This is a genomic window from Alkalicoccus luteus, from assembly GCF_012034335.1.
Taxonomy (GTDB): domain Bacteria; phylum Bacillota; class Bacilli; order Bacillales; family Salisediminibacteriaceae; genus Alkalicoccus; species Alkalicoccus luteus_A.
The window spans coordinates 150,572-172,290 of sequence record NZ_JAATHJ010000001.1; the positions used below are offsets into that span (position 1 = coordinate 150,572).

At 51.8% G+C, this 21,719-nt stretch carries 18 protein-coding genes; 12 read left to right on the top strand and 6 right to left on the bottom strand.

Annotation, left to right across the window (positions count from 1 at the left end):
• The first annotated feature begins 57 nt into the window (after positions 1 to 57).
• Positions 58 to 744 carry a DUF1349 domain-containing protein gene (locus HCN83_RS00830; protein WP_168004408.1) on the top strand — a complete coding sequence of 229 codons (687 nt, stop codon included), beginning with the start codon at positions 58 to 60 and terminating at the stop codon, positions 742 to 744.
• On the opposite strand, the gene HCN83_RS00835 is transcribed toward HCN83_RS00830, so the two are convergent.
• Entirely contained in the window at positions 735 to 1,088 is a 354-nt protein-coding gene (locus tag HCN83_RS00835; protein WP_168004409.1) for a hypothetical protein, read from the bottom strand. The genes HCN83_RS00830 and HCN83_RS00835 overlap by 10 nt on opposite strands.
• A gap of 155 nt (positions 1,089 to 1,243) precedes the next feature.
• On the opposite strand from HCN83_RS00835, the gene HCN83_RS00840 reads away from it, so the two are divergent.
• The 4 genes from HCN83_RS00840 (at position 1,244) to pruA (HCN83_RS00855) (ending at position 7,206) form a co-directional block, all read left to right on the top strand.
• Positions 1,244 to 2,371, top strand: coding sequence for an NADH-dependent flavin oxidoreductase (locus HCN83_RS00840; protein WP_168004550.1), 1,128 nt, complete (start codon positions 1,244 to 1,246; stop codon positions 2,369 to 2,371).
• A gap of 514 nt (positions 2,372 to 2,885) precedes the next feature.
• On the top strand, positions 2,886 to 4,235 hold the full coding sequence (locus HCN83_RS00845) for a sigma-54 interaction domain-containing protein (RefSeq protein ID WP_168004551.1): 1,350 nt from the start codon (positions 2,886 to 2,888) through the stop codon (positions 4,233 to 4,235).
• A gap of 185 nt (positions 4,236 to 4,420) precedes the next feature.
• On the top strand, positions 4,421 to 5,623 hold the full coding sequence (locus HCN83_RS00850; RefSeq protein ID WP_168004410.1) for an ornithine--oxo-acid transaminase: 1,203 nt from the start codon (positions 4,421 to 4,423) through the stop codon (positions 5,621 to 5,623).
• 35 nt (positions 5,624 to 5,658) lie between these two features.
• A complete protein-coding gene (gene pruA / locus HCN83_RS00855) occupies positions 5,659 to 7,206 on the top strand; it encodes an L-glutamate gamma-semialdehyde dehydrogenase (protein WP_168004411.1) in 1,548 nt (515 codons plus the stop codon).
• A 440-nt stretch (positions 7,207 to 7,646) separates the two neighbouring features.
• On the opposite strand, the gene HCN83_RS00860 is transcribed toward pruA (HCN83_RS00855), so the two are convergent.
• From HCN83_RS00860 to HCN83_RS00880, 5 genes are all read right to left on the bottom strand, one after another.
• The gene (locus HCN83_RS00860; RefSeq protein WP_168004412.1) at positions 7,647 to 10,055 is read right to left on the bottom strand and encodes a S8 family serine peptidase; all 2,409 of its coding nucleotides are present in this window, start codon (positions 10,053 to 10,055) and stop codon (positions 7,647 to 7,649) included.
• A gap of 438 nt (positions 10,056 to 10,493) precedes the next feature.
• Positions 10,494 to 11,153, bottom strand: coding sequence for a hypothetical protein (locus HCN83_RS00865; RefSeq protein ID WP_168004413.1), 660 nt, complete (start codon positions 11,151 to 11,153; stop codon positions 10,494 to 10,496).
• A 136-nt stretch (positions 11,154 to 11,289) separates the two neighbouring features.
• Positions 11,290 to 12,693 (bottom strand): mechanosensitive ion channel, encoded by a 1,404-nt coding sequence (locus HCN83_RS00870; protein ID WP_168004414.1) that lies wholly within the window; start codon positions 12,691 to 12,693, stop codon positions 11,290 to 11,292.
• Positions 12,694 to 12,953: 260 nt separating this feature from the next.
• Entirely contained in the window at positions 12,954 to 13,121 is a 168-nt protein-coding gene (locus tag HCN83_RS00875; protein ID WP_168004415.1) for a hypothetical protein, read from the bottom strand.
• 108 nt (positions 13,122 to 13,229) lie between these two features.
• Positions 13,230 to 14,375 carry an amidase gene (locus tag HCN83_RS00880; protein WP_168004416.1) on the bottom strand — a complete coding sequence of 382 codons (1,146 nt, stop codon included), beginning with the start codon at positions 14,373 to 14,375 and terminating at the stop codon, positions 13,230 to 13,232.
• Between the two features lie 290 nt (positions 14,376 to 14,665).
• On the opposite strand from HCN83_RS00880, the gene HCN83_RS00885 reads away from it, so the two are divergent.
• The 7 genes from HCN83_RS00885 (at position 14,666) to HCN83_RS00915 (ending at position 21,576) form a co-directional block, all read left to right on the top strand.
• Positions 14,666 to 15,517: an FAD binding domain-containing protein gene (locus HCN83_RS00885; RefSeq protein WP_168004417.1), complete on the top strand. Its 852-nt coding sequence runs from the start codon at positions 14,666 to 14,668 to the stop codon at positions 15,515 to 15,517.
• On the top strand, positions 15,495 to 15,920 hold the full coding sequence (gene uraH / locus HCN83_RS00890; RefSeq protein ID WP_168004418.1) for a hydroxyisourate hydrolase: 426 nt from the start codon (positions 15,495 to 15,497) through the stop codon (positions 15,918 to 15,920). Before HCN83_RS00885 ends, uraH begins: the two co-directional genes overlap by 23 nt.
• 99 nt (positions 15,921 to 16,019) lie before the next feature.
• Complete coding sequence (gene pruA, locus HCN83_RS00895) at positions 16,020 to 17,567, top strand: L-glutamate gamma-semialdehyde dehydrogenase (protein WP_168004411.1); 1,548 nt, start codon at positions 16,020 to 16,022, stop codon at positions 17,565 to 17,567.
• Between the two features lie 279 nt (positions 17,568 to 17,846).
• Positions 17,847 to 18,653: an alpha/beta hydrolase gene (locus HCN83_RS00900; RefSeq protein WP_168004419.1), complete on the top strand. Its 807-nt coding sequence runs from the start codon at positions 17,847 to 17,849 to the stop codon at positions 18,651 to 18,653.
• Positions 18,654 to 19,018: 365 nt separating this feature from the next.
• On the top strand, positions 19,019 to 19,534 hold the full coding sequence (gene lepB / locus HCN83_RS00905; RefSeq protein ID WP_168004420.1) for a signal peptidase I: 516 nt from the start codon (positions 19,019 to 19,021) through the stop codon (positions 19,532 to 19,534).
• 147 nt (positions 19,535 to 19,681) lie between these two features.
• Positions 19,682 to 20,737 (top strand): Mrp/NBP35 family ATP-binding protein, encoded by a 1,056-nt coding sequence (locus tag HCN83_RS00910; RefSeq protein ID WP_168004552.1) that lies wholly within the window; start codon positions 19,682 to 19,684, stop codon positions 20,735 to 20,737.
• 152 nt (positions 20,738 to 20,889) lie between these two features.
• On the top strand, positions 20,890 to 21,576 hold the full coding sequence (locus HCN83_RS00915) for a KinB-signaling pathway activation protein (protein WP_168004421.1): 687 nt from the start codon (positions 20,890 to 20,892) through the stop codon (positions 21,574 to 21,576).
• The last annotated feature ends 143 nt before the right edge of the window (positions 21,577 to 21,719 follow it).

Consider the following 21,719-nt stretch of genomic DNA (forward strand, 5'->3'; position numbering starts at 1 on the left):
CTGCTCCACATCCTTTCGTCGTGCTATTCCCCTTTAAGCAAGCTTAAAAACAGTGGGTTGAGCTATCGTAAAGCGGGTAAAGGTGAGTACATACCAGTTTCAGAAAGGGGCGGGATGGAGATGGCAGAGCTGCTGGCAGAAACGGATTTTAAGGATGGGATTCCGGAAGGCTTCACGTGGAGAAACGAGCCAGAATGGCACGTTGGGGAAAAAGGTCTCTGTATTGCCCCGGCTGCTGAAACGGATTACTGGCAGCGGACGCACTATGGCTTTTGTCATGACAACGGACCATTTTTATTTAGGCGGATGAAGGGTGATTTTCGTCTCACGGTCCGCTGCAGCGGTCGTGCAGAACATCAGTATGACCAGGCAGGCATCTACCTGCGTCATTCAGAGGAGACTTGGGTCAAAGTATCGCTGGAATACATCGAAAAGGGACCATCCAAGCTTGGAGCTGTCGTCACAACGCACGGCTACTCAGACTGGTCCTCCCAGCCCGAGGCTGATCCGGATAAACCGATTTTCTTCCGGATCAGCCGCGTCGGAAATGAAGTATTCATTGACACCTCAAAAGATGGCGACAGCTGGTTTCAAATTCGTATCGCCCATTTGGAGGAGAGCGCTGGGCAGCCGCTTGAGGCCGGGATTTACGCCTGCTGTCCGGGAAAGAATGCCTCGTATGAAGCTTGTTTTTCCAGCTTGAAGCTGGAGCGGCTGTCAAAAGACGATTCGGTTTACCTTTGAGTCCGAATCAGCAGGTACCGCTCGCGAGCATCGTCTGACTTTTTATAGACATCTGTATAGTCGATTACCTGAACCGCCTCTTCAATCGAAGGGGCGGTTTCTATATATTCAGCATCAAGCTTTTGAATGAGCGTGTAGACGTGCATCGGATCCAGGTTGAACACTTCGGATGCTTCCAGCACGGGCGGATTGCGGCGGGCCGCCTCGAGCAGATCACTTTCTGAATCAGCTGCATCGGCCAGCTGCAGTTCCCGCTGATAGACGTATTCATAGACACTTCTGAGCGGCTCCGGAACCGATTCGAGCCATCGCCGTCTTGCAAACTCCTGTCTCGCAGAGAGCATCGTCATCTCCTCCTGATCAACGTTATAAATCGAAATTATTACGATTTAAAGTTTCGCACATTCGCTGAGAATCTGCAAGAGGAATGAGCAGATCATTTCTCATTCCCCGTAAATCTGCTTACAATAAGAAAGGCATGAACGATTTAAAGGAGGAAATGAACATGAGACGATTTATGGAACCTTATACATTTGGAAACGGGGCAGAGCTGCGCAACCGGATAATGCTTGCTCCAATGACTAATTTTTCTTCAGCTGAAAACGGGGAAACGACGCAGGCCGAGCGCGATTATTACCGGGAGCGTTCCCGCGGTGTCGGTGCCGTTATCACTGCATGTGCTAACGTCACGCCTGGCGGACAGGGCTTCCCGGGCGAGATCGGCGTAGAACGCGACGAGCTTGTTCCGAGCCTCAAGCAGCTGGCAGATACGATTAAGGGAGAGGGCGCAAAAGCGATCCTGCAGATTTTCCACGGCGGTCGTATGGCACCCCCAGAGCTGCTGCCGGACGGCCAGCCGGTCAGTGCCAGCGCTGTAGCGCCGGTAAGAGAAGGGGCCGTTACACCTCGCGAACTGGAGCCGGAGGAGATTGAGGAAATGATTGAAGCGTTCGGTGAAGCAACGCGCCGTGCGATCGAAGCTGGCTTTGACGGGGTCGAAATTCACGGCGCCAACACGTATCTGATTCAGCAGTTTTTCTCGCCGCATTCCAACCGCCGCACGGATAAATGGGGCGGCACGCTGGAAAAGCGGATGGCATTCCCGCTCGCAGTTGTCGAAAGCGTGCTGAAGGCTGCTGAAAAAGCCGATGACAGCTTTATCGTCGGATACCGTATTTCGCCGGAGGAGATGGAAAATCCGGGGATTACGATGGAAGATACGATGCAGCTCGTGGAGCGTCTGAGCAGCGAAAAGCTCGATTACCTGCACATTTCCGTTCAGGATTTTCACGGAGGATCGATGCGCGACAAGAGTGACTCCCGTTCCCGTGTGCAGATGATTCAGGACGCGGTCGGTGAACGAATCCCGGTCGTCGGCGTCGGATCGCTGCACACACCGGATGACGTGGACAAAGCGATGGAAGGTGGCGTTCCGCTCATCGCAATCGGACGCGAGCTGGTCGCAGAGCCGTACTGGGTTGAAAAAGTGGCAGAAGGTCGTGAAGATGAAATCCGTACCGAGCTGTCTGTCGATGACCGCGAAGAACTGGTCGTACCAGAGCCGCTCTGGAATGCGATTGTAAACACACCAGGCTGGTTCCGTGTAAAGGAACACGCTGAAAAGTAAGGAAACGCAGCCTTTTTTAGACAGGCCGTCACCCCGCTGACGAACAAAGAGCCGGAGGTCCGACATGGACCTCCGGCTCTTTTTTGAAATGCTGTAAACCATATTGGAGGTCTGCTTTATTACATAAGCTTTGTTAATGAACGTTAACAGAGACACTCATGCAACGACAACCTGCACCATGAAAGAATAAAATCAAGAGAGCCGTGAAGCGAAGGCGAGGCACACCTGAAGGATCAGCGCAGTGCGAGATCCATGTTGGCGACACGCTCTTTCGCCAATAGGAGTCGAGAACAAGCCCTTTGTAAGCCTTCGCCGATGACGTACGTTGTTTGAACGAGCTATTTTCAAGGCAGCTATTACATTATTTATCTTCTTCTCATCAAGCTTACCTGTTAATTCGGCGATTTGAGATACGACAGGTTTTTTTGCTTTTTCCCGTATTACCTGCTATGATGACAAAAAAATTTGCTGTAGAGGGGGCTTGCCGGTGAAGGAGCATGAGCGGAACTTAAAAATGTATGAAAAGCTGATGGAGGAAATTGATGTTGGCGTGCATGCAATTGATACTGACGGCAGAACGATTATGTATAACCGCAAGCTGTCCGAGATCGAAAACATGGATCCGGAGGAAGTAATCGGCCAGCCGATCCGGGAGGTGTTCCGCTTCACCGATGACGGTGGCAGCACGCTCCACCGGGCGATGGCGGAGGGAAAAGAAGCACGAAACGAAAAGCAGACATACATGAATAAGCGCGGAGTGGAGATCACGACGATCAACCATACGTTTCCCGTACGGGACGGAGAATCGATCATTGGGGCGCTCGAGGTTACGAAGGATATCACCCGGCTGGAGCGGCTCGTTCAGGAGAACATGCGAAACGGAAGCCGGCGCTACAGCTTTGAGGATATTATCGGCGTAAGTCCCGCATTAAAAGAAGTGATTGATCACGCCCGCCGCGCCGTCCGGACAACTTCCTCCGTTCTGATCGTAGGGGAAACCGGTACGGGAAAGGAGCTGTTCGCTCAAAGCATTCATAACGGCAGCAGCCGCTCGCCTGGTCCGTTCATCAGCCAGAACTGTGCGGCTCTGCCGGAAAGTCTGATTGAAGGCATTCTTTTCGGGACAGTGAAGGGAGCCTTTACCGGGGCGGAGAATAGACTTGGCTTATTTGAGCAGGCTGAGGGAGGGACGCTTTTACTGGATGAGCTGAACTCGTTAAGTCCGGATCTGCAGTCGAGGCTGCTGCGAGTCATTCAGGAGAAATCGGTGCGCAGGATCGGCGCGCAGGAAGAAAAAAAGATCGACGTCCGTCTGATCGCAACGATGAACGAAGACCCGATTGATGCGGTAACAGAAGGCCGGCTGCGAAAAGATCTCTACTACCGCTTGAGCGTCGTAGCGCTGTTTGTCCCGCCGCTCAGGGAGCGTATGGAGGATCTGCCGGTGTTGACGGATTTTTTCATCACCAAATACAATGATCTCTTTCAAATGGATGTGCAGGGAGTCAGCGCACAGACCGAGGGGCTGTTAACCGACTATCACTGGCCCGGCAACGTACGCGAGCTGGAGCACGTCATTGAAGGTGCGATGAATATGATGACCGAAGAAGACCGCATTGAAGTTCGCCATCTTCCGCTACATTTTCAGAAAAAACGGCGCCGTGAAGCTATTGTACCGGAGCCGGCAGCGGTGGAAAACATTACGCTGAAAGACTATTTGCATGAAGCCGAGCGCCGGTTTGTACTCGAACAGCTGGAACGCCATCGTTTTAAGATCCAGGAGACGGCTGAAACGCTCGGATTGAGCAGACAGAGTCTGCAGTACCGTATGAAAAAACTCGGCATCCGGAAAACGATGCGCTGACGCAAAAATGATTGGCATGCTTTTTTCTGCTTAAGACAAATAATTTTGCGATCCGAAAGTTGAAACCCCTTTCATGTAGCGCTTTAAAAGTTGGCATCCTTCTTGCATAGTAAGAGTGATGGAACATCATGATGGCATTCTGTTTGTTGATGAACGCCTTATGATCAATGGAAAGGGTGATAAACATGGCAACGACAGTAAGCACGAAGGAAGTTATTACTCAAACGGAAAAACACGGGGCGCGGAACTATCATCCGCTGCCAATCGTGATATCGAAAGCAGAAGGGGTCTGGGTGGAAGATCCGGAAGGCAACCGCTATATTGACATGCTCAGTGCATACTCTGCATTAAATCAGGGTCACCGCCATCCGAAAATCATCCAGGCGCTGAAAGATCAGGCTGAAAAGGTGACGCTGACATCCCGCGCGTTTCATAACGATCAGCTCGGTTTCTTCTATGATAAAGTCAGTGCGCTGACAGGCAAAGAGCTTGTGCTTCCAATGAACACCGGCGCAGAAGCAGTTGAAACAGCGATTAAAGCAGCCCGCCGCTGGGGCTATCAACGGAAGGGCATTGCGGACAACCAGGCAGAAATTATCGCCTGTCACGGCAATTTCCACGGTCGTACGATGACAGCTGTCTCACTCGCTGCCGAAGAAAATGATACGACTGGATTCGGACCGATGCTTCCAGGTATCAAGACGATCCCGTACGGGGACATTGAAGCGCTGAAGCAGACGATTACGCCGAACACGGCAGCGTTTCTCGTTGAGCCGATCCAGGGAGAAGGCGGCGTGGTGCTGCCTCCGGAAGGCTTTTTGAAAGAAGCACAGAAGCTCTGCAACGAGCATAACGTGCTCTTCATCGCAGATGAAATTCAAACCGGTCTCTGCCGTACCGGCATGACATTCGCGTGCGACTGGGAAGAAGTAAAGCCGGATATGTACATTCTCGGGAAAGCGCTCGGGGGCGGTGTGTTCCCAATCTCCTGCGTAGCGGCAGATGAAGATGTACTCGGCGTCTTTGATCCAGGTTCGCACGGCTCTACTTTCGGGGGAAATCCGCTCGGCGCAGCTGTCGCTGTTGCTGCTCTGGACGTTCTGGAAGACGAACAGCTTGCTGACCGCTCCCGCAGACTCGGCAGCTACTTCCGCGAGCGCCTTGCTAAAATTGATAACGACAAAATTAAAGAAATCCGTGGACGAGGCCTGTTTATCGGTGTCGAACTGACAGTGCCTGCCCGTTCCTACTGTGAAGAACTGAAAGCAGAAGGCCTGCTTTGTAAAGAAACGCGCGAGAACGTGATCCGTTTTGCTCCTCCACTCATCATTTCGGAAGAGGATCTCGACTGGGCACTGGAGCGCATTGAAAAAGTACTTGCTAAGTAAGCGGTTAGTTTATTCTATTTGAAGGAGTGATTGCGGTGTATACAGATTACAAGCACGAACCATTTACGGATTTTACGAAGGAAGAGAATCAGAAGGAATTTTTAGAGGCCCTTGCGGTCGTGAAGCAGGATATCGGGAAAGAGTACCCGCTCGTCATCGACGGCAAGGACGTCACGACCAAGGACAAGCTCGTCAGCTACAACCCGTGCAACCACGACGAAGTCATCGGCAGCGTCTCCAAGGCGTCCACGAAGGAGATCGACGCGGCATTTGCCGCCGCGAAGAAGGCGTTCCCGGCCTGGAGCCAGACGAACCCGGTCGCGCGCGCCGAGCTGTTGTTCCGTGCGGCTGCGATCATGCGCCGCCGCAAGCATGAGCTGTCCGCGACGGTCGTCAAGGAAGCGGGCAAGCCGTGGGTGGAAGCGGACATTGAAGTCGCGGAAGGGATCGACTTCCTCGAATACTACGGCCGCCAGATGATCGAACTAAAAGACGGCAAGAAGATCGAGAGCCGTGACGGCGAAAGCAACCAGTACATCTACACGTCGGCCGGTGTGGCCGTGACGATTCCGCCGTGGAACTTCTCGGCCGCGATCATGATGGGGACGACGGTGGCGCCGCTTGTCGCCGGCAACACGGTGCTCCTGAAGCCGGCGGAACCGACGCCGATTATCGCCGCGAAGTTTGTGGACATCATGCGCGAAGCAGGCGTCCCGGACGGCGTGCTGAACTTCGTGCCGGGTGAGCCGCACGAAATCGGCGACTACCTCGTTGATCACAAGGACACGGCGCTGATCACGTTCACCGGTTCGAAGGCCACCGGCCTTCGCATCATGGAGCGGGCGGCGAAGGTGCAGGAAGGCCAGCGGCACTTGAAGCGCGTGCTCGCGGAAATGGGCGGGAAGGACACGGTCGTTGTCGACCAGGATGCCGACGTGGAAACGGCGGTCAACGCGATCGTCACGGCTGCGTTCAACTTCTCCGGCCAGAAGTGCTCGGCCGGCAGCCGTGCGGTGATCCATGAGGATCTGTACGACACGGTCGCGCAGCGCGTCGTCGAAGAGACGGAAAAGCTGACACTCGGGGACAGCGAAAAGTACGAGAACTACCTCGGCCCGGTCATCAACCAGAAGGCGTATGACAAGGTGACGAGCTACATTGAGATCGGCAAAAAGGAAGCGACGCTGCTCACCGGCGACGAGTCCGATGACAGCACCGGCTTCTTCATCAAGCCGACGATCTTCGGCGATGCCGCACCGGATGCGCGCATCATGCAGGAGGAAATCTTCGGACCGGTGCTTGCTCTCTGCAAGGCATCGAGCTACGAAGAGGCAATCGACATTGCGAACAACACCGAGTACGGCCTGACCGGCGCGGTGATCTCGAACAACGTCGACCACCTCGAGTACGCGAAGCAGAACTTCCACGTCGGGAACTTGTACTTCAACCGTAATTGTACCGGGGCGATTGTCGGCTACCACCCGTTCGGCGGGTTCAAGCTGTCCGGCACCGATTCGAAGGCCGGAGGCCCGGACTACCTGCTTCAGTACCTGCTTCCAAAATCGATCAGCCAGATGCTTTAAGGTACAAATGAAAGGGGCTCTCCCATGCGGAGGGCCTTTTTTGTATGGACCATGCGAGCGGAAGCGGGGAAAGTTCGGTTGATGACCTCGTTACGTTGCTTTTGCAGCGCCTTGTGTCATTTCATTCGTTATCATGATCTGTTACGTTGCCTGAATCGCTTTGGCATGCCGTTACATTGCGTTCAGACGGCGCAGTGTTCAGTTTGGGCAAGCTGTAAGTTGCATGTGCGACGAGTTGTGCAGCTTTTCGTTCCTGAAAGAAAGAGCTAAGAAGGAGGCTTCCGGACTCCGAAAGCGATCCATATAATATGTGCTTAAAAAGTCGTTTTTTATCATATGAAAATTTGCTCTGTCACAAAAGAGCAGTTAAAAATTCCGTTCAATGAAAAAACCGTTCCAAGGAGCTTTTCGCTCCCGGAACGGTTTTTATAAAATCATTATTAGTTAAGTGTCAATACTCCGCCGGACATGTAAAGTTCCTGCTCACCCAGCTTCGCATAGGTGATAATTTCATAACTTCCGGCAGGAGGGGTTTCACCGCCGAATGTCAGGTCCCATGTAAAGCCGTGGATCCCATTGGAGACATCCTCTGAAACCGCAGTCTCATAAGGAGCTACTGCACCAGTAGTTTCGACGATCCATGCACTGAAGTAATCAGCGCCGGCCGGCAGATTCACCGTTCCAGCAAGGTCTCCGGCACTGTTAATGCTGAGAGAAAGCTGGCTCATGATCGGGTAGTCCGGCTGCTGGACGAAGAGGATCGTCGGTACTTCAATGGTAGAAGATCCGTCGCTCAGCTGAATGGTACCTTCGTGATAGCCAGGCTCGAGTGAAGATGCATCAACCTGTACGCCGAAGTTCAGGTTTTGAGACTGTCCAGGCTGTACGCGCAGGTTGTTGCTGTTCTGCAGGCGGACGCCTTCCATGCCAGTCAGTTCCAATGAATAACGCTTTGCTTCATCAGACGTGTTATGAATTTCAAAGTGCTGACGCTCCACCTGGCGGCCATTTTTCTTTTCAAAAATACCGAAGGAGTGGCTTCCCGGAACAACGAGTACTTCTGTTTCAATCGCGTCCAGCACGCGGATGCTTCCTGCACCTTGTGAGTTATGTGCATAAGGATTGCCATCGCGGTCCACCATGTTTTCCGCTGTGTTCATAAGAGAAGATTTAACAAAATCAACGCCCCAGTCCGGGTTTGCTTCCAGGATCAGTGCTGCTGCACCTGCTACGTGCGGTGCGGACATGCTCGTACCCTGCAGGGAAGCATAGCCGTGCGGCTCTTCTTCATTATGAGTTGGAACGGTGCTGACAATTCCGACACCAGGAGCGGAAACGTCCGGCTTAATCATCCACGTGTCCATAACCGGTCCGCGGGAAGAGAAATCAGCCATCGTTTCACCGACTTCACGGTCAAACTCGATCGCGAAGGAGACGGTGTTGTTGCCTGCCTGGACATCCGACAGCAGCTGCTGGCCGTCATCCTGGTTCAGCATGAGAGTCGGCAGCGCCATTCCTGGAATTTCAGGCATGGAGCCTGCTACGTTGTTATACATGACAACACCGACAGCGCCTTCTGCTGCAGCATTTGTTACTTTATCAACGAATGCAAATTCGCCACGTTCCACCAGCGCGATGTTCCCTTCAAGGTCAGCTTCTGCAACCTCTTCTTCGCTGGCAAGACCTGCATCAACAAGCTCGTACTCACCTTCATTCAAGGCAAGGAGATCATCTACGTCTGTGTATCCCATTACCTGAGCGGAAGACAAATCCAATCCGCTTTCTGTGACAACTTCAGCTGTGTAAAGATCAAAAGGAAGCTGTGTTGCGCCAACAGAAATCGCATCTCGGGATGTACCAGGAGATCCGACCGTCCAGTTGTTTGGTCCGCTGTTTCCGTTCGAGGATACAGCAACGACCCCGTCAGCCATCGCCTGATCAAGCGCGAGGCTTGTCGCGAAGTCCGGATCGTTTGTTGCGTTTCCGAGAGAGAGATTCATGACGTCTGCGCCATCTTCAACTGCTCGCTCGATTCCGGCAATAACGCCCTGTGTAGATCCGCTTCCGCCTGGTCCAAGTACGCGGTAGGAAAGAAGCGTCGCGTCAGGTGCTACACCGGTGAACGGGCTGTCAAAGTTTGCTGCTACTGTTCCCGCTACGTGCGTTCCGTGATTCGTAGAACCGCCGCGTGGATCTCCAGGAGGTGTTTCCTGTGGGTCATCGTTGTTATCGATGAAGTCCCAGCCTTTGTAATCGCCAAATGCGTGTGCCAGATCAGGATGCGTATAGTCTACTCCGGTATCGAGAATAGCAACCGTCACACCTTCACCCGTATAGCCTGCCTCCCATGCTTCATCAGATCCGATGAAAGGAGCGCTCTCATCCATTTCAGGTGATACTTCGCCCATGGAGAATTCGTCAGACTGGACGCTGTCTACTTCATATTCAACATCCGGGTATACGGCTTTAATGCCTTCAACAGAGGAAAGCTCATACAGCTCTTCACCAGGAAGCTCGAGAGAAAATCCGGAGAATACCGTATCGTACTCGTAATTTACTTCAGCCTCCGGAATGGTTTCTGCCAATTCTTCAAAAATATCGGCACGTGCCTGCTCAAGTGCTTCTGCCGATTGAGAGCGGCCGCTCTGTTCTGCAGCGAGAACAGATTCTTCATCAATTTCCACGACAACGGAAATGTCGCCCTCTGTAACGCCATCTGCATCGAGATGGAATGTGGCAACGGAAGCTTCATCAGAAGATTCCTGCGCTACTGCGGTGCCGCTGAATCCGGAACCGGCAACTAACGCTGCTACTGAAACAACAACACTTTTACGAAATGCTGCTTTCATCAAAACGCCCCTTTTCCTCAAAATAGTATGTGCGGATAATATCCAGACAGACAACTTCCCCCTATCAAGGAAGGATCAGCCGCATTGATTAGAATTTTACAATTATTTTCACAATAAATCTATTGAATTTTTAGAATTGAGAAAATACTACCGAAGTGCCGTGTCTATGCACGTTTTGTGTGCAAATAAAGGCATAAAATCGATAAAAGCCCCGCCTGTTATAAGGGGGGAAATATACAATAAGGGTCTATATACCTAAATATATATTTCGAAAATCGTAATATATAAGAATAAGGTAAGAGAAATGGCAGATTACCTGACTGAATATTCATTCAAGTGCAGAGTACCTGATGTAAAGCTGTTCAGCAGAGGGTGAAGAGGGAAAAGACTATTCAATAAAACCCTGCGAGCAGAAGGCTGCGCAGGGTCTAACGATGATTAAGACGAATAGGACGGCGCGTTTCTCACCCGGGCAGATAGGTAAACAGCGGTGAGCAAACCAGCTGCAGCATAGCTTAAAAAGAATGGCGGCGGCACGATCATGACGAAATATACGGGCGGAGCAGTCACATAGGCTGCGGCTGTCATGGTGAGTCCCCAAAGAGCGATCGTTGATCCTGTCCAATTCGGCTTTTGCCTTACTATGATCCAGGCACCTGCTGAAGCGATCAGCATGTAAAGTGCGGCTGGATGTATTCCAATGCCGGTGGGCTGGGAGAAGACGGTATATACCGCGTGCGTCATCAGAAACAGCAGAGCAGCAGCTGGAATCAGCTCTCGAATGGCTGCTTTTCGCTGTGCGCGGTAGAGGATAACTCCGGCCGCAGCCAATCCTGCTAAGGCCTCTCGCCAGCCGCTCGGATAGGTAAGCACGGTCATCGGATCTTCGAGAAGTATTGGGAATCGAAAAATGATTTTGCTGAAAACCGTTACGAGAATACCGGTCAGCAAAGCATTCAGTGCTTCTTCACGTGCGTTTGGATGGTGACGATAAACGGTAAGCCAGCGAAGCACCACCCAGGATATAGTGAGGGCGATACCGAAATAAATCCAGCTGAGCTGGATCAGAGCAGGTCCGATCATCCATGCTTGGTTCATAAAAGAACCTCCTTGCGTAAATGGATTGCTACTAGCCAATATACAGAATGGGGTATACTGGCGCAACCGGAGAGTACATGAAAAACAAAAAACGCCGCTCAGCATCAAGCTGAACGGCGTTTTCGTCGTTAGGTTATTACGGACGCGGGTGGTCCGGATGATCAGGATCGTCCGGGTCAACCGGCTTTGGAGCTGCGTCTTCTTCAGGTGGACGAGGCGGGTTCACCGGCGGAGTACGGTCTGAACCGCCAGCCGTACCGGATGCTCCTGAAGGACCGCTCTGGCCGCCTGGTGTTTTTGGTCCGGCAGACGGGTCAGCCGGCTTGTCGTTTTCTTTCTTCATTTTGCGATCAAGCTCTGCAAGCTTCGTCTTGGCATAGTCACGTCCGCCGACACCAAAGGCAATAGCAAAGGCGACGGAAACCGCACCGAGAATCAGCAGGAATGCCAGATTCACAATCGTTGTAGCGAACTGCAGCTGATCAAACGTCATAAACGCTGCAAACACGATGATTGTATACTTCACAAGAGAAGCATAGAATCCGCTTCCGGAGTACTTCTTTACAAGTGCACCAAGATAATGGCCTGCGAATAAACCGAGAAGCAGGATCAGCAGGGCGCTGACGAGCAGCGGCAGATAAGCAAGCACTGCTCCGCCGATATTATTCAATACTTCCAGCTGCAGCACGTTCAGTGCTTCAACCGTGAAGAAGATAATGATGACTACTTTTACAATCTGTCCAAGAATGGTGGACACACGGAAGGAATTGCTTTTTGGCCCGTCCATTTCAAAAAAGCTGTATACATTGTCGACACCAGTTCGCTGCAGCAGGTTGATAAGGAGATCACCAACAAAACGGGCGATAAAGTAACCTACCAGTACGAGAATGATGGCAACAAAGACATTCGGAATCATAGCAAGAATGCTGTTAAAGACGTTCGTGATCGGCTCGGAAATCATCTGAATGTTCAGCGTCTCAAGCGCGACCGTAATGATCGGGATCAGGAGGAAAATGAACACGATATTAGCAAGAATCGCTGACAGCTTCATTGAAGAAGAGCCTTCGAAGCGAGTCCATTTATTAAACCAGTGATCGACCTTCAGACTTTCAAGAGATCGGTAAACAAGGTCCTTAACGAGTCGTGCAATAAATATACCGACAAATAGAATAATAGCAGCTGCAAATATGTTTGGCAGGAATGCCAGGAACGTTTCGGTCATGTTGGCGATTGGACCAGCGACCGACTCCATGTTAAGCGCATCTAAAATAGCCGGCAGGAATAAAATGAAGACTAGAAAATAAACCAGCTTAGAGGTCGCTTCCAGTATGTTTGCACCTTGTTCTTCGCTTTTGACGAGCGGAGTTTTAGCGAGGCCTTTATGAGCGCCAAGCTTTTTAAGACCCTTTGAAATAATATTTTTTGCGGCGAGTGCAATGACCCATGCGAGCAGCAAAAGCAAAAGTGCGACGACAATATTCGCAAGAGAGCCAATGAGATCGCTGAGCAATGCCTGAAATTCGTTGGTTACATCGTTCATACGCTGTTCCCTCCTATTAATGTGATAGTTAACTATATCCAGAAACCTGTGGGAGTAAACGTATTTAGAGGGAATTACATAATGCTAATGTAATGGGCTTTTAGATAACGTCTGTGTCACATAGCAAGAGCAATCGATGTTATCTGAAAACATATAAAACAATCGGAAAGTGCAGCGCATCGTCATGCAGATTTATAAAAGGGCTGCAGAAAGCCCCGGACAGAAAAAATGTCCGGGGCTTTCGATTTTGATTATTTTCATTAGCGGATGCGCTGATTGATCGCATGCACCTGGGCCAGTCCTTCCTGATAGCTGCGGGAACGGCGGCGTTCTACGGTAAGCTTTCGTTCAATGCATTGCTCATATTCCTGAAATGAATAGCCGTGGTTCAAATGCATCGAGCGCTCAATTAATTCTGTCGTTTGCAAAGTAGTGTTCCCCTTTCCAATAGTCTTACTTTGGTATATTTCCTGACGAAGGAAACCGCAAACGAAAAAAGGGAAAAATAAGGAATTAGCAGGAGGATCCGCTTCTTTTTAGAGTAGAATGCTGAGTCTTTGTTCATCATTAGAAATGTGCTTTCGTACCCAGTTAAAAAGAGATCCTTCCGATCCCGGGGCACCGATTACAGAAATACTGATCTGCCGTCCGGCAGATTTAACAGGGATCGTAAGCTGGGGCAGACCGCCAATTCCGGCGATCGCACAAAGCTGAAGGCTGCGGCTGCGAATCTCATCGACCTGCTCCGGTGACAGGTTTTTGGCAGGAGCAGCCCCCGGAGCGGTCGGAATGATTATCACGCTTTGTCCAATCAACTGATGAAGTTGATCGCGAAGCGCGTTCCGTTCTGCGATGGCCTCAGCCGCTTCTTCGTTAGAAATGAGGGAAGCGGCGTCAAAGCGCTCTTTAATGCCGGGACCGAATGCCGGCTGGTGCTGTGTTACCCAGCTGCCGTGCTGCTTCCAGATTTCCGCGGCCTGCACAATCCGGAACGTTTCCTGAAGGTGTGGAAGAGATAGGCCGCCTGATCGAGCAGGAAGCGGGGCGAGGTCACTGATAATCTGCTGATCTTCAGCAAGGTCCCAGGCTTCCTGCAGCAAATAAACGTCGGCTGGTTCCTCCTCTGCCTCCGGATAAAAAAGCGAGGCAGCCTGCTTCAGCATGTTGAAATCCCTGCTCAAGAAGCCGACCGTGTCAAAAGACGGGGCAAGCGGAATCAGGCCTGCGGTGGAAATGCTCCCGTGTGTCGGTCGAAGTCCATAAAGCCCGCAGTAGGCGGCCGGAATGCGGATCGAGCCGCCGGTGTCGGTTCCGACTGCGAAATCGCAGTCTCCCGAAGCGGCCGCAGAAGCAGAGCCGCTTGACGACCCTCCTGGAATACTGTCCGGTGAAAGCGGATTGAGCGGTGTGCCGTAGTGTTTATTTTCGCCGTGAAGGCTGTACATCAGCTCGTCTGTCACTGTCAGTCCCTGCAGGGAGGCGCCTGCCTTCAGCAGCACGTCCAGCGCCGGAGCTGTTGTGACGGCAGGCGGATGCGTACGAAGCCAGTCCGGACTTCCCGCAGTGCTCGCGATCCCTTCAACGTGAAACACATCTTTTACTGCAAAGGTCTTGCCCTTCAGCGGTCCGCTCCTCTCTCCGGCTATATGAACGTCTGGCTGCGTATATGCTGTTTTTTCCATGGTCAATCATCCTTTCTGTCGGTTAGCACATGCTTTTCATACAAGTATAGCGTGAGCAGAGGGTCTGTTCGTTATTTTTGCGGACGGGAGCATAGCGTAACGCAGATGAAGCACTGGCAGAACTGGAATCAAGCCGTGAAAAAAGTGCGTCAGAAAATATGACGAAATAAAAATTCCTGTCAGCTGATCTGACGAAATGCCGGTAATTTGGAAGGGCGGGGATTATAGTAAGTGGTACACTCCGCCGTTCCTGTCATCTGCGACCTATCATATTAGAGGAGGGTATCATCATGACGACGAAACACGTGTGGAAGCCGGATCATTTAAAGGCTGTTTGGGAACTGACTGAGCAATTTCAGGAGGACTGCTGCTACACTGTTGATGGTATCCGGGTCACAGCCGGAGCCGGGCGTGAAACGATCGCCCTGGACGCGTTAACGGAGCTGCATCAGGGGCTTTATGAACGCAAAGGAACGATATACGCCGGACCGCTCGTTACGTATGAAGAACTGATGCATCATCCACTGATTCAGCGGGAAGCACCTCTTCTGGCGGAAGCGTGCAGAAAAGGTCTGCTGGAAAGCGAGCGTGACACGGCGTTTTCTGTTGATGTGCTGCTTCAATCGGGCGCGGCCCTGCTGCCTCTGCTGCTTTATGATGCTGTGCTGATATGGGCACTGCCCCAGGGGGTGAGGCAGCAGCCGTTGGAAGAATGGTTGAAAGAAGAGACAAATGAAAAACGGGTTCTGCTTGCAGTGGAAATACACCCGGTACCGGTTTATGGAGAAACACTGCGCTTTTTCCGGACATCCGGAAAGCCGGATATGTTCAGTTCAAGCCGGGTGACAGCAGCTGGTGTGGTGACTTTTACGATGGAGGGGGACGTATCGGACGTACGTCTCGCTGCAGGAAGCGGTCATCATGCTCCGGTCAGGCTCCGTGGAACAGAAGATCTGTTTAGGCGTTCCTCAGGGCGAAAGCTGTTTCCGGCACTCGTTTACCAGCAAATAAAAGAAGAGTTTAAGCCGCCGCATGATCTGTTCGCGTCTTCCGGCTATTTAGGAAGCCGGACAGCTAACCTGATCGTCACAGAATGGCAGCGGCGCGGGAGGGATCATCATGCAGAAACCGTTCACGGGTAGTGCTGGCAGAAAAGCAGACAGAAGTTTTACCCTTCAGCAGCTTGCTGGAGGATGTACGCTGACGACCTGCGTCTGGGATACGAGCATCGGCCAGCCGGCTGCGGGGCTGATGGTGGAGCTATGGCGGTATACGCCCGAACGAGGGGAATACGTTAAATTAAAAGATGGACGGCTGGATGATTCCGGCCGTCTTCTTCATCCGCTTCTTGAAGGAGAGACGTTTCAAAAAGGAAAATATGAGCTGCTCTATGATGTACAGGCCTATTTTGAAGAAAGGGGCCTGCTGCAGACGGATGCTTTTTACAGCGTCATTCCGATCAGCTTCTCGATCAGCAGAGCAGAAAGCTGTCACATTCCCATGTACATTTCACCGGGAGGCTACAGCACGTACCGGACGTCTTAAATTCAGAATTGCAGGAATATTTCTGTTTAGGAGGATCGCCCTGTCCTGATGTCGAAATGAGCTTATGCTGATTTTTACAAATGAAAGGGGACAGGATGTATGTATACAGATTACAAGCACGAACCATTTACGGATTTCACGAAGGAAGAGAACCAGAAGGAATTTTTAGAGGCCCTCGCGGTCGTGAAGCAGGATATCGGCAAGGAGTACCCGCTCGTCATTGACGGCAAGGACGTCACGACCAAGGACAAGCTCGTCAGCTACAACCCGTGCAACCACGATGAAGTCATCGGCAGCGTCTCCAAAGCGTCCACGAAGGAGATCGACGCGGCATTTGCCGCCGCGAAGAAGGCGTTCCCGGCCTGGAGCCAGACGAACCCGGTCGCGCGCGCCGAGCTGTTGTTCCGTGCGGCTGCGATCATGCGCCGCCGCAAGCATGAGCTGTCCGCGACGGTCGTCAAGGAAGCGGGCAAGCCGTGGGTGGAAGCGGACATTGAAGTCGCGGAAGGGATCGACTTCCTCGAATACTACGGCCGCCAGATGATTGAACTGAAGGACGGCAAGAAGATCGAGAGCCGTGACGGCGAAAGCAACCAGTACATCTACACGTCGGCCGGTGTGGCCGTGACGATTCCGCCGTGGAACTTCTCGGCCGCGATCATGATGGGGACGACGGTGGCGCCGCTTGTCGCCGGCAACACGGTGCTCCTGAAGCCGGCGGAACCGACGCCGATCATCGCCGCGAAGTTTGTGGACATCATGCGCGAAGCAGGCGTCCCGGACGGCGTGCTGAACTTCGTGCCGGGTGAGCCGCACGAAATCGGCGACTACCTCGTTGATCACAAGGACACGGCGCTGATCACGTTCACCGGTTCGAAGGCCACCGGCCTTCGCATCATGGAGCGGGCGGCGAAGGTGCAGGAAGGCCAGCGGCACTTGAAGCGCGTGCTCGCGGAAATGGGCGGGAAGGACACGGTCGTTGTCGACCAGGATGCCGACGTGGAAACGGCGGTCAACGCGATCGTCACGGCTGCGTTCAACTTCTCCGGCCAGAAGTGCTCGGCCGGCAGCCGTGCGGTGATCCATGAGGATCTGTACGACACGGTCGCGCAGCGCGTCGTCGAAGAGACGGAAAAGCTGACACTCGGGGACAGCGAAAAGTACGAGAACTACCTCGGCCCGGTCATCAACCAGAAGGCGTATGACAAGGTGACGAGCTACATTGAGATCGGCAAAAAGGAAGCGACGCTGCTCACCGGCGACGAGTCCGATGACAGCACCGGCTTCTTCATCAAGCCGACGATCTTCGGCGATGCGGCACCGGATGCGCGCATCATGCAGGAGGAAATCTTCGGACCGGTGCTTGCTCTCTGCAAGGCGTCGAGCTACGAAGAGGCAATCGATATTGCGAACAACACCGAGTACGGCCTGACCGGCGCGGTGATCTCGAACAACGTCGACCACCTGGAGTACGCGAAGCAGAACTTCCACGTCGGGAACCTGTACTTCAACCGCAACTGTACCGGGGCGATTGTCGGCTACCACCCGTTCGGCGGGTTCAAGCTGTCCGGTACGGATTCGAAGGCCGGAGGCCCGGACTACCTGCTTCAGTACCTGCTTCCAAAATCGATCAGCCAGATGCTGTAAAGCACGAACGAAAGAGGCTCTCCCTTGTGGAAGGCCTCTTTTGTGTGGGAAAAGCAAGGCAGATGCTTTCGTTATCCGGAAGCCCGGCACCAGGGATAGTTGGTTTGACGGGCTGGTAAGTTGCCTTTCCCCCGCGTTGTGCAGCTTTTGATACAAACGACTCATAAATAAAAAGAGATCTGTTTTGCATCGGTCGCTTCATATCCCTGACGCTGAAAGCAGCTTTGAGTGTCCTCGGATTCGGGTAGGAGGGTATATAGAGATGAGGAGGGAGTGCGAATGGGAACGCTGGTGAAGCTGATACTGACTGCCGGCGGGGCAGCCGGCTTGCTTTTACTGCTCGTTTATTTATTTCAGGATCGGCTGCTGTTCTTTCCGCAGACGATGACCGAACAGGAAGCAGAGCTAGCTGCAGAGCACGAACCGCGTGCAGAGATGGTGCAGTTCGACAGGGAAGACGGCACAACGCTGCACGGATGGCTGGTGCAGGCAGCAGAACATCCGGGAGAGCAGCTGCTCATTTATTACGGAGGCAACGGCGAAGAAGTGTCCGGTCAGATCATGGAGATGGCCGGTCCACTTTCAGACTGGGATGTGCTGCTTGTCAATTACAGAGGGTACGGCATGAGCGGAGGTACCCCGGAGGAAGAAGCGCTCTATCAGGACGCGGAACATATATTTGAAGAAGCGGCTGCTGGCTACAGCCGCACAGCTGTGATGGGAAGAAGCATAGGAACGGCGATAGCAGTGAGGACAGCTGCCATTTTTCAACCGGATGATGTCGTGCTGATTTCGCCTTTTGACCGTTTGGAAGAAGTTGCAGCAGAAGCATACCCGTTCCTGCCGGTGCGGACGCTGCTGCGCTCTGAATTTGATACGGCGTCGCGTATCAACGAGCTGGAGCACATGCTCGTGCTCGCCGGAGGCGACGATCAGATTATTACGCCTGCCCGGACAGAAGCGCTCATGGAGGTGTATGAGGGAGAAGCGGTTTATCAACTGCTCGAAGGCAGGGGACACAATGACCTTCATCTGCACCCGGAGTATTGGCCGCTGATCGGAGACTATTTACAGGAACGTTCATAAGGAAATCATCGTTTGAACTATGTAAAAAATGAGGTAGCGGTTTATTTTTTTCATAAAAAAGGAATGGAGCAATAATTACTTATAAGGAGGACTTTTACTATGCTTCGAACAATTTTAATGGTTATTGGTGCGCTGGTTGTTATCAGCTTGATCCTGAGTCTGCTCTAATTGCTATCATCTCTTTATAAGCGTACATAGAAATACTATGTACAAAAAAGGGCCCCGGTTTAGGGGTTCTTTTTTTATGTGCGAACAATCTTTATGCAATTTTTCACAGGCTTTGACCGTGTATTTCAAGTGGAAATATGCTATTATGATGGGCGAAACTAACGACGTTCACGGAGTGGACAGAGGAGGATGCCGACGTGGCAGAAGAGAAGAAAAAAGGGTCATGGCTCGTTCCGATTATTGTAGCTGTGGCTGTGGCGTTTGTTGTGCGTTCGTTTTTTATCGCTCCGTATGTGGTGGAAGGAGCTTCGATGGAACCTTCCTTATATGACAGTGACAGAATTCTGGTAAACAAAACGGCAACGTGGCTCGGTGAATTTGAACGAGGCGATGTTATCATTATAGAGGGTGAAAATAACCGTCATTACGTAAAGCGTGTCATTGGACTTCCAGGTGAAACGCTTGAAATGGAAGACGGAGAACTGTTCGTTGACGGAGAGCTGATTGAAGAGCCGTATTTGGATGATCTTTATGAATATAACGAAACGATTGACGAGGTGACTCTCCCTGACGGTGAATTTTATGTGATGGGGGACAATCGCGGCAACAGTCTGGACAGCCGAAACGGTCTCGGACTGATCGATGAAGAATTTATCGTAGGCCGTTCCACGGTCGTCTTTTTCCCGTTTACAAACGTACAGCTTACAAATTAAATCCGTGTGACCTTCATGAGCCTTTTCATGAAGGTCATTTTTGGGAGAAGTGAATTTTTGGAGAGCGGGACACTGAAGCACAGCAGTGTCTGTGTTATAATGGCAGTTGTTGTAATCGAATTCATACACGTAAAGGAAGGTGTCCGCATGATCACGGAAGAACAAGTCAAAAACGTGCTCGAGGGCATTAATGACCCTCACCTGCATACATCGCTTACAGAAATCGGCGCCATTAAAGAAATTAAAATAAAAGAAAAGCTTCTCAGCCTGAAGCTCGCGATCGCCCAGCCCGGAACGGCCGAGCAGATGCAGCTTCAAAATGAAGTAGTGACGGCACTAAAAGAAGCAGGTGCAGACTCTGTCGGCCTCCGCTTTGAGAAGTTGTCAGACGACGTTATTGCCCAGTACGCTTCCGAGCAGGAAGAAGAAGGCGGTTCTCTGCTGGATCGTACGGATAAAACGACGTTTATTTCCATAACGAGTGGTAAAGGGGGTGTCGGTAAATCGACGGTATCCGTAAACCTTGCCGTTTCGCTTGCTCGTGAAGGGAAGAAGGTCGGCATTATTGATGCAGACATTTACGGCTTCAGTGTTCCCGATATGATGGGAATTGAAGAACGTCCCCGCGTGGAAGGCGAACGGATTTATCCGGTAGAGCGTTTTGGCGTTCAGGTTATTTCCATGGGCTTTTTCGTTGAGGATAACTCGCCAATCATCTGGCGCGGCCCGATGCTCGGGAAAATGCTCAATAACTTCTTCAATGAAGTAGAGTGGGACGACCTCGACTATCTGATTCTCGACCTGCCGCCGGGAACAGGAGATGTGGCGCTTGATATTCACTCCATGCTGCCGCAGACGAAGGAAATTATCGTCACGACACCGCACGCAACAGCAGCCTTCGTTGCAGCGCGTGCCGGCGCAATGGCGCTGAAAACGGAGCATGAAATTCTTGGTGTTATTGAAAACATGGCGTATTTTGAAAGTAAAACGACTGGTGAAAAAGAGTATGTGTTCGGACAGGGCGGAGGCGACAAGCTTGCTGAAGAACTGAAGACAACTGTACTCGCACAGGTGCCGCTTGGTCAGCCGGATATGGACCGTGGTGTTTTTGCTCCATCGGTTTACGAAGAAGATCACCAGATCGGCAAGATCTACAGCGAGATCGCTTCAAAAGTAATCGAGCAGACAAAAAAAGACAGCTGATCTACCCCGGTGTGAGGGCTCCCTCATACCGGTTTTTCTCTGTAGAAAGGTTTTGACCGTCAGATTGTGACAAGGCGGTGAAAACGGTGGCGGCGCCTGTGCGGCTTCTGCTACAATGGAGCGTGGACACATATGCGTTAGGAGGAACACGCGTGAATTCGAGAAAAGTCGTTTTTCTATTTAATTCCACGCTGTTAATCGGAACAGGCTTTGGCTTTTTAATGGGCTTTTTCCTCGATTTTCAGACACACATAAATGACCTGGCCAACCTTAACTTCGCCGGCCTGACTGTCGTGGCAATCACTGCTGCGATCTGGACTGTAATTGCTCAGATGGGCTTTTTCGCATACTTGACGATTCACCGGTTCGGACTTGGGATGTTCAAGTCGGCGTCTCTGTGGAACAAGGTGCAGATCGTACTCATTGCATTTGCCCTGTTTGACCTGATGTTTTTCAGATGGCTTGTTTTTGCAGATGGGGAAAGCATCGTCGGCTATGCCGTTATGCCGATTCTGCTGCTTATTTACAGCTGGATCGTAGCGGTAATTAAATCCCGTGAAACAAACTATTCGGCGTTTGTACCGACGCTGTTTTTTATGGTTGTCGTAACGACGATTGAATGGGTGCCGGCACTGACACAAAATGACATGACTTTTATCATTAACGCGATCGTTCCGCTTCTCGTTGCGAATACGTGGCAAATCCTCGTTCTGCATCGCCTGCATGAGCAGCCGAACGGCAAACAGCCTTCTACAAAGGCAGACCAGGAGCGGGACCGTAAAATCACTGCGGCAACAAAGCAGAAGAAAAAAGGAAAAAAACAAAAGCGCGCGAAATAGAATGTTCAGGAGGACGAAAGCTCGGTTTCACACTGGTTTTCGTCCGCCCATCCGGCTTCGGAAAGCGGGCGTCAGCCGGCAGATAGAAAAAAATTAAAAAAGTATGGCCAACCCCTTGCCAAGCCGCCTCACTTTATAGTAAT

What these genes read in the sequence shown, in the direction of transcription:
- pruA (WP_168004411.1), top strand. Translation starts at nt 16,020, where the DNA reads ATGTATACAGATTACAAGCACGAACCATTTACGGATTTCACGAAGGAA.
- HCN83_RS00880 (WP_168004416.1), bottom strand. Translation starts at nt 14,375, where the DNA reads ATGGAAAAAACAGCATATACGCAGCCAGACGTTCATATAGCCGGAGAG.
- HCN83_RS00850 (WP_168004410.1), top strand. Translation starts at nt 4,421, where the DNA reads ATGGCAACGACAGTAAGCACGAAGGAAGTTATTACTCAAACGGAAAAA.
- HCN83_RS00840 (WP_168004550.1), top strand. Translation starts at nt 1,244, where the DNA reads ATGAACATGAGACGATTTATGGAACCTTATACATTTGGAAACGGGGCA.
- HCN83_RS00865 (WP_168004413.1), bottom strand. Translation starts at nt 11,153, where the DNA reads ATGAACCAAGCATGGATGATCGGACCTGCTCTGATCCAGCTCAGCTGG.
- HCN83_RS00900 (WP_168004419.1), top strand. Translation starts at nt 17,847, where the DNA reads ATGGGAACGCTGGTGAAGCTGATACTGACTGCCGGCGGGGCAGCCGGC.
- uraH (WP_168004418.1), top strand. Translation starts at nt 15,495, where the DNA reads ATGCAGAAACCGTTCACGGGTAGTGCTGGCAGAAAAGCAGACAGAAGT.
- HCN83_RS00845 (WP_168004551.1), top strand. Translation starts at nt 2,886, where the DNA reads ATGTATGAAAAGCTGATGGAGGAAATTGATGTTGGCGTGCATGCAATT.
- HCN83_RS00910 (WP_168004552.1), top strand. Translation starts at nt 19,682, where the DNA reads ATGATCACGGAAGAACAAGTCAAAAACGTGCTCGAGGGCATTAATGAC.
- HCN83_RS00870 (WP_168004414.1), bottom strand. Translation starts at nt 12,693, where the DNA reads ATGAACGATGTAACCAACGAATTTCAGGCATTGCTCAGCGATCTCATT.
- HCN83_RS00885 (WP_168004417.1), top strand. Translation starts at nt 14,666, where the DNA reads ATGACGACGAAACACGTGTGGAAGCCGGATCATTTAAAGGCTGTTTGG.
- HCN83_RS00835 (WP_168004409.1), bottom strand. Translation starts at nt 1,088, where the DNA reads ATGCTCTCTGCGAGACAGGAGTTTGCAAGACGGCGATGGCTCGAATCG.
- HCN83_RS00860 (WP_168004412.1), bottom strand. Translation starts at nt 10,055, where the DNA reads ATGAAAGCAGCATTTCGTAAAAGTGTTGTTGTTTCAGTAGCAGCGTTA.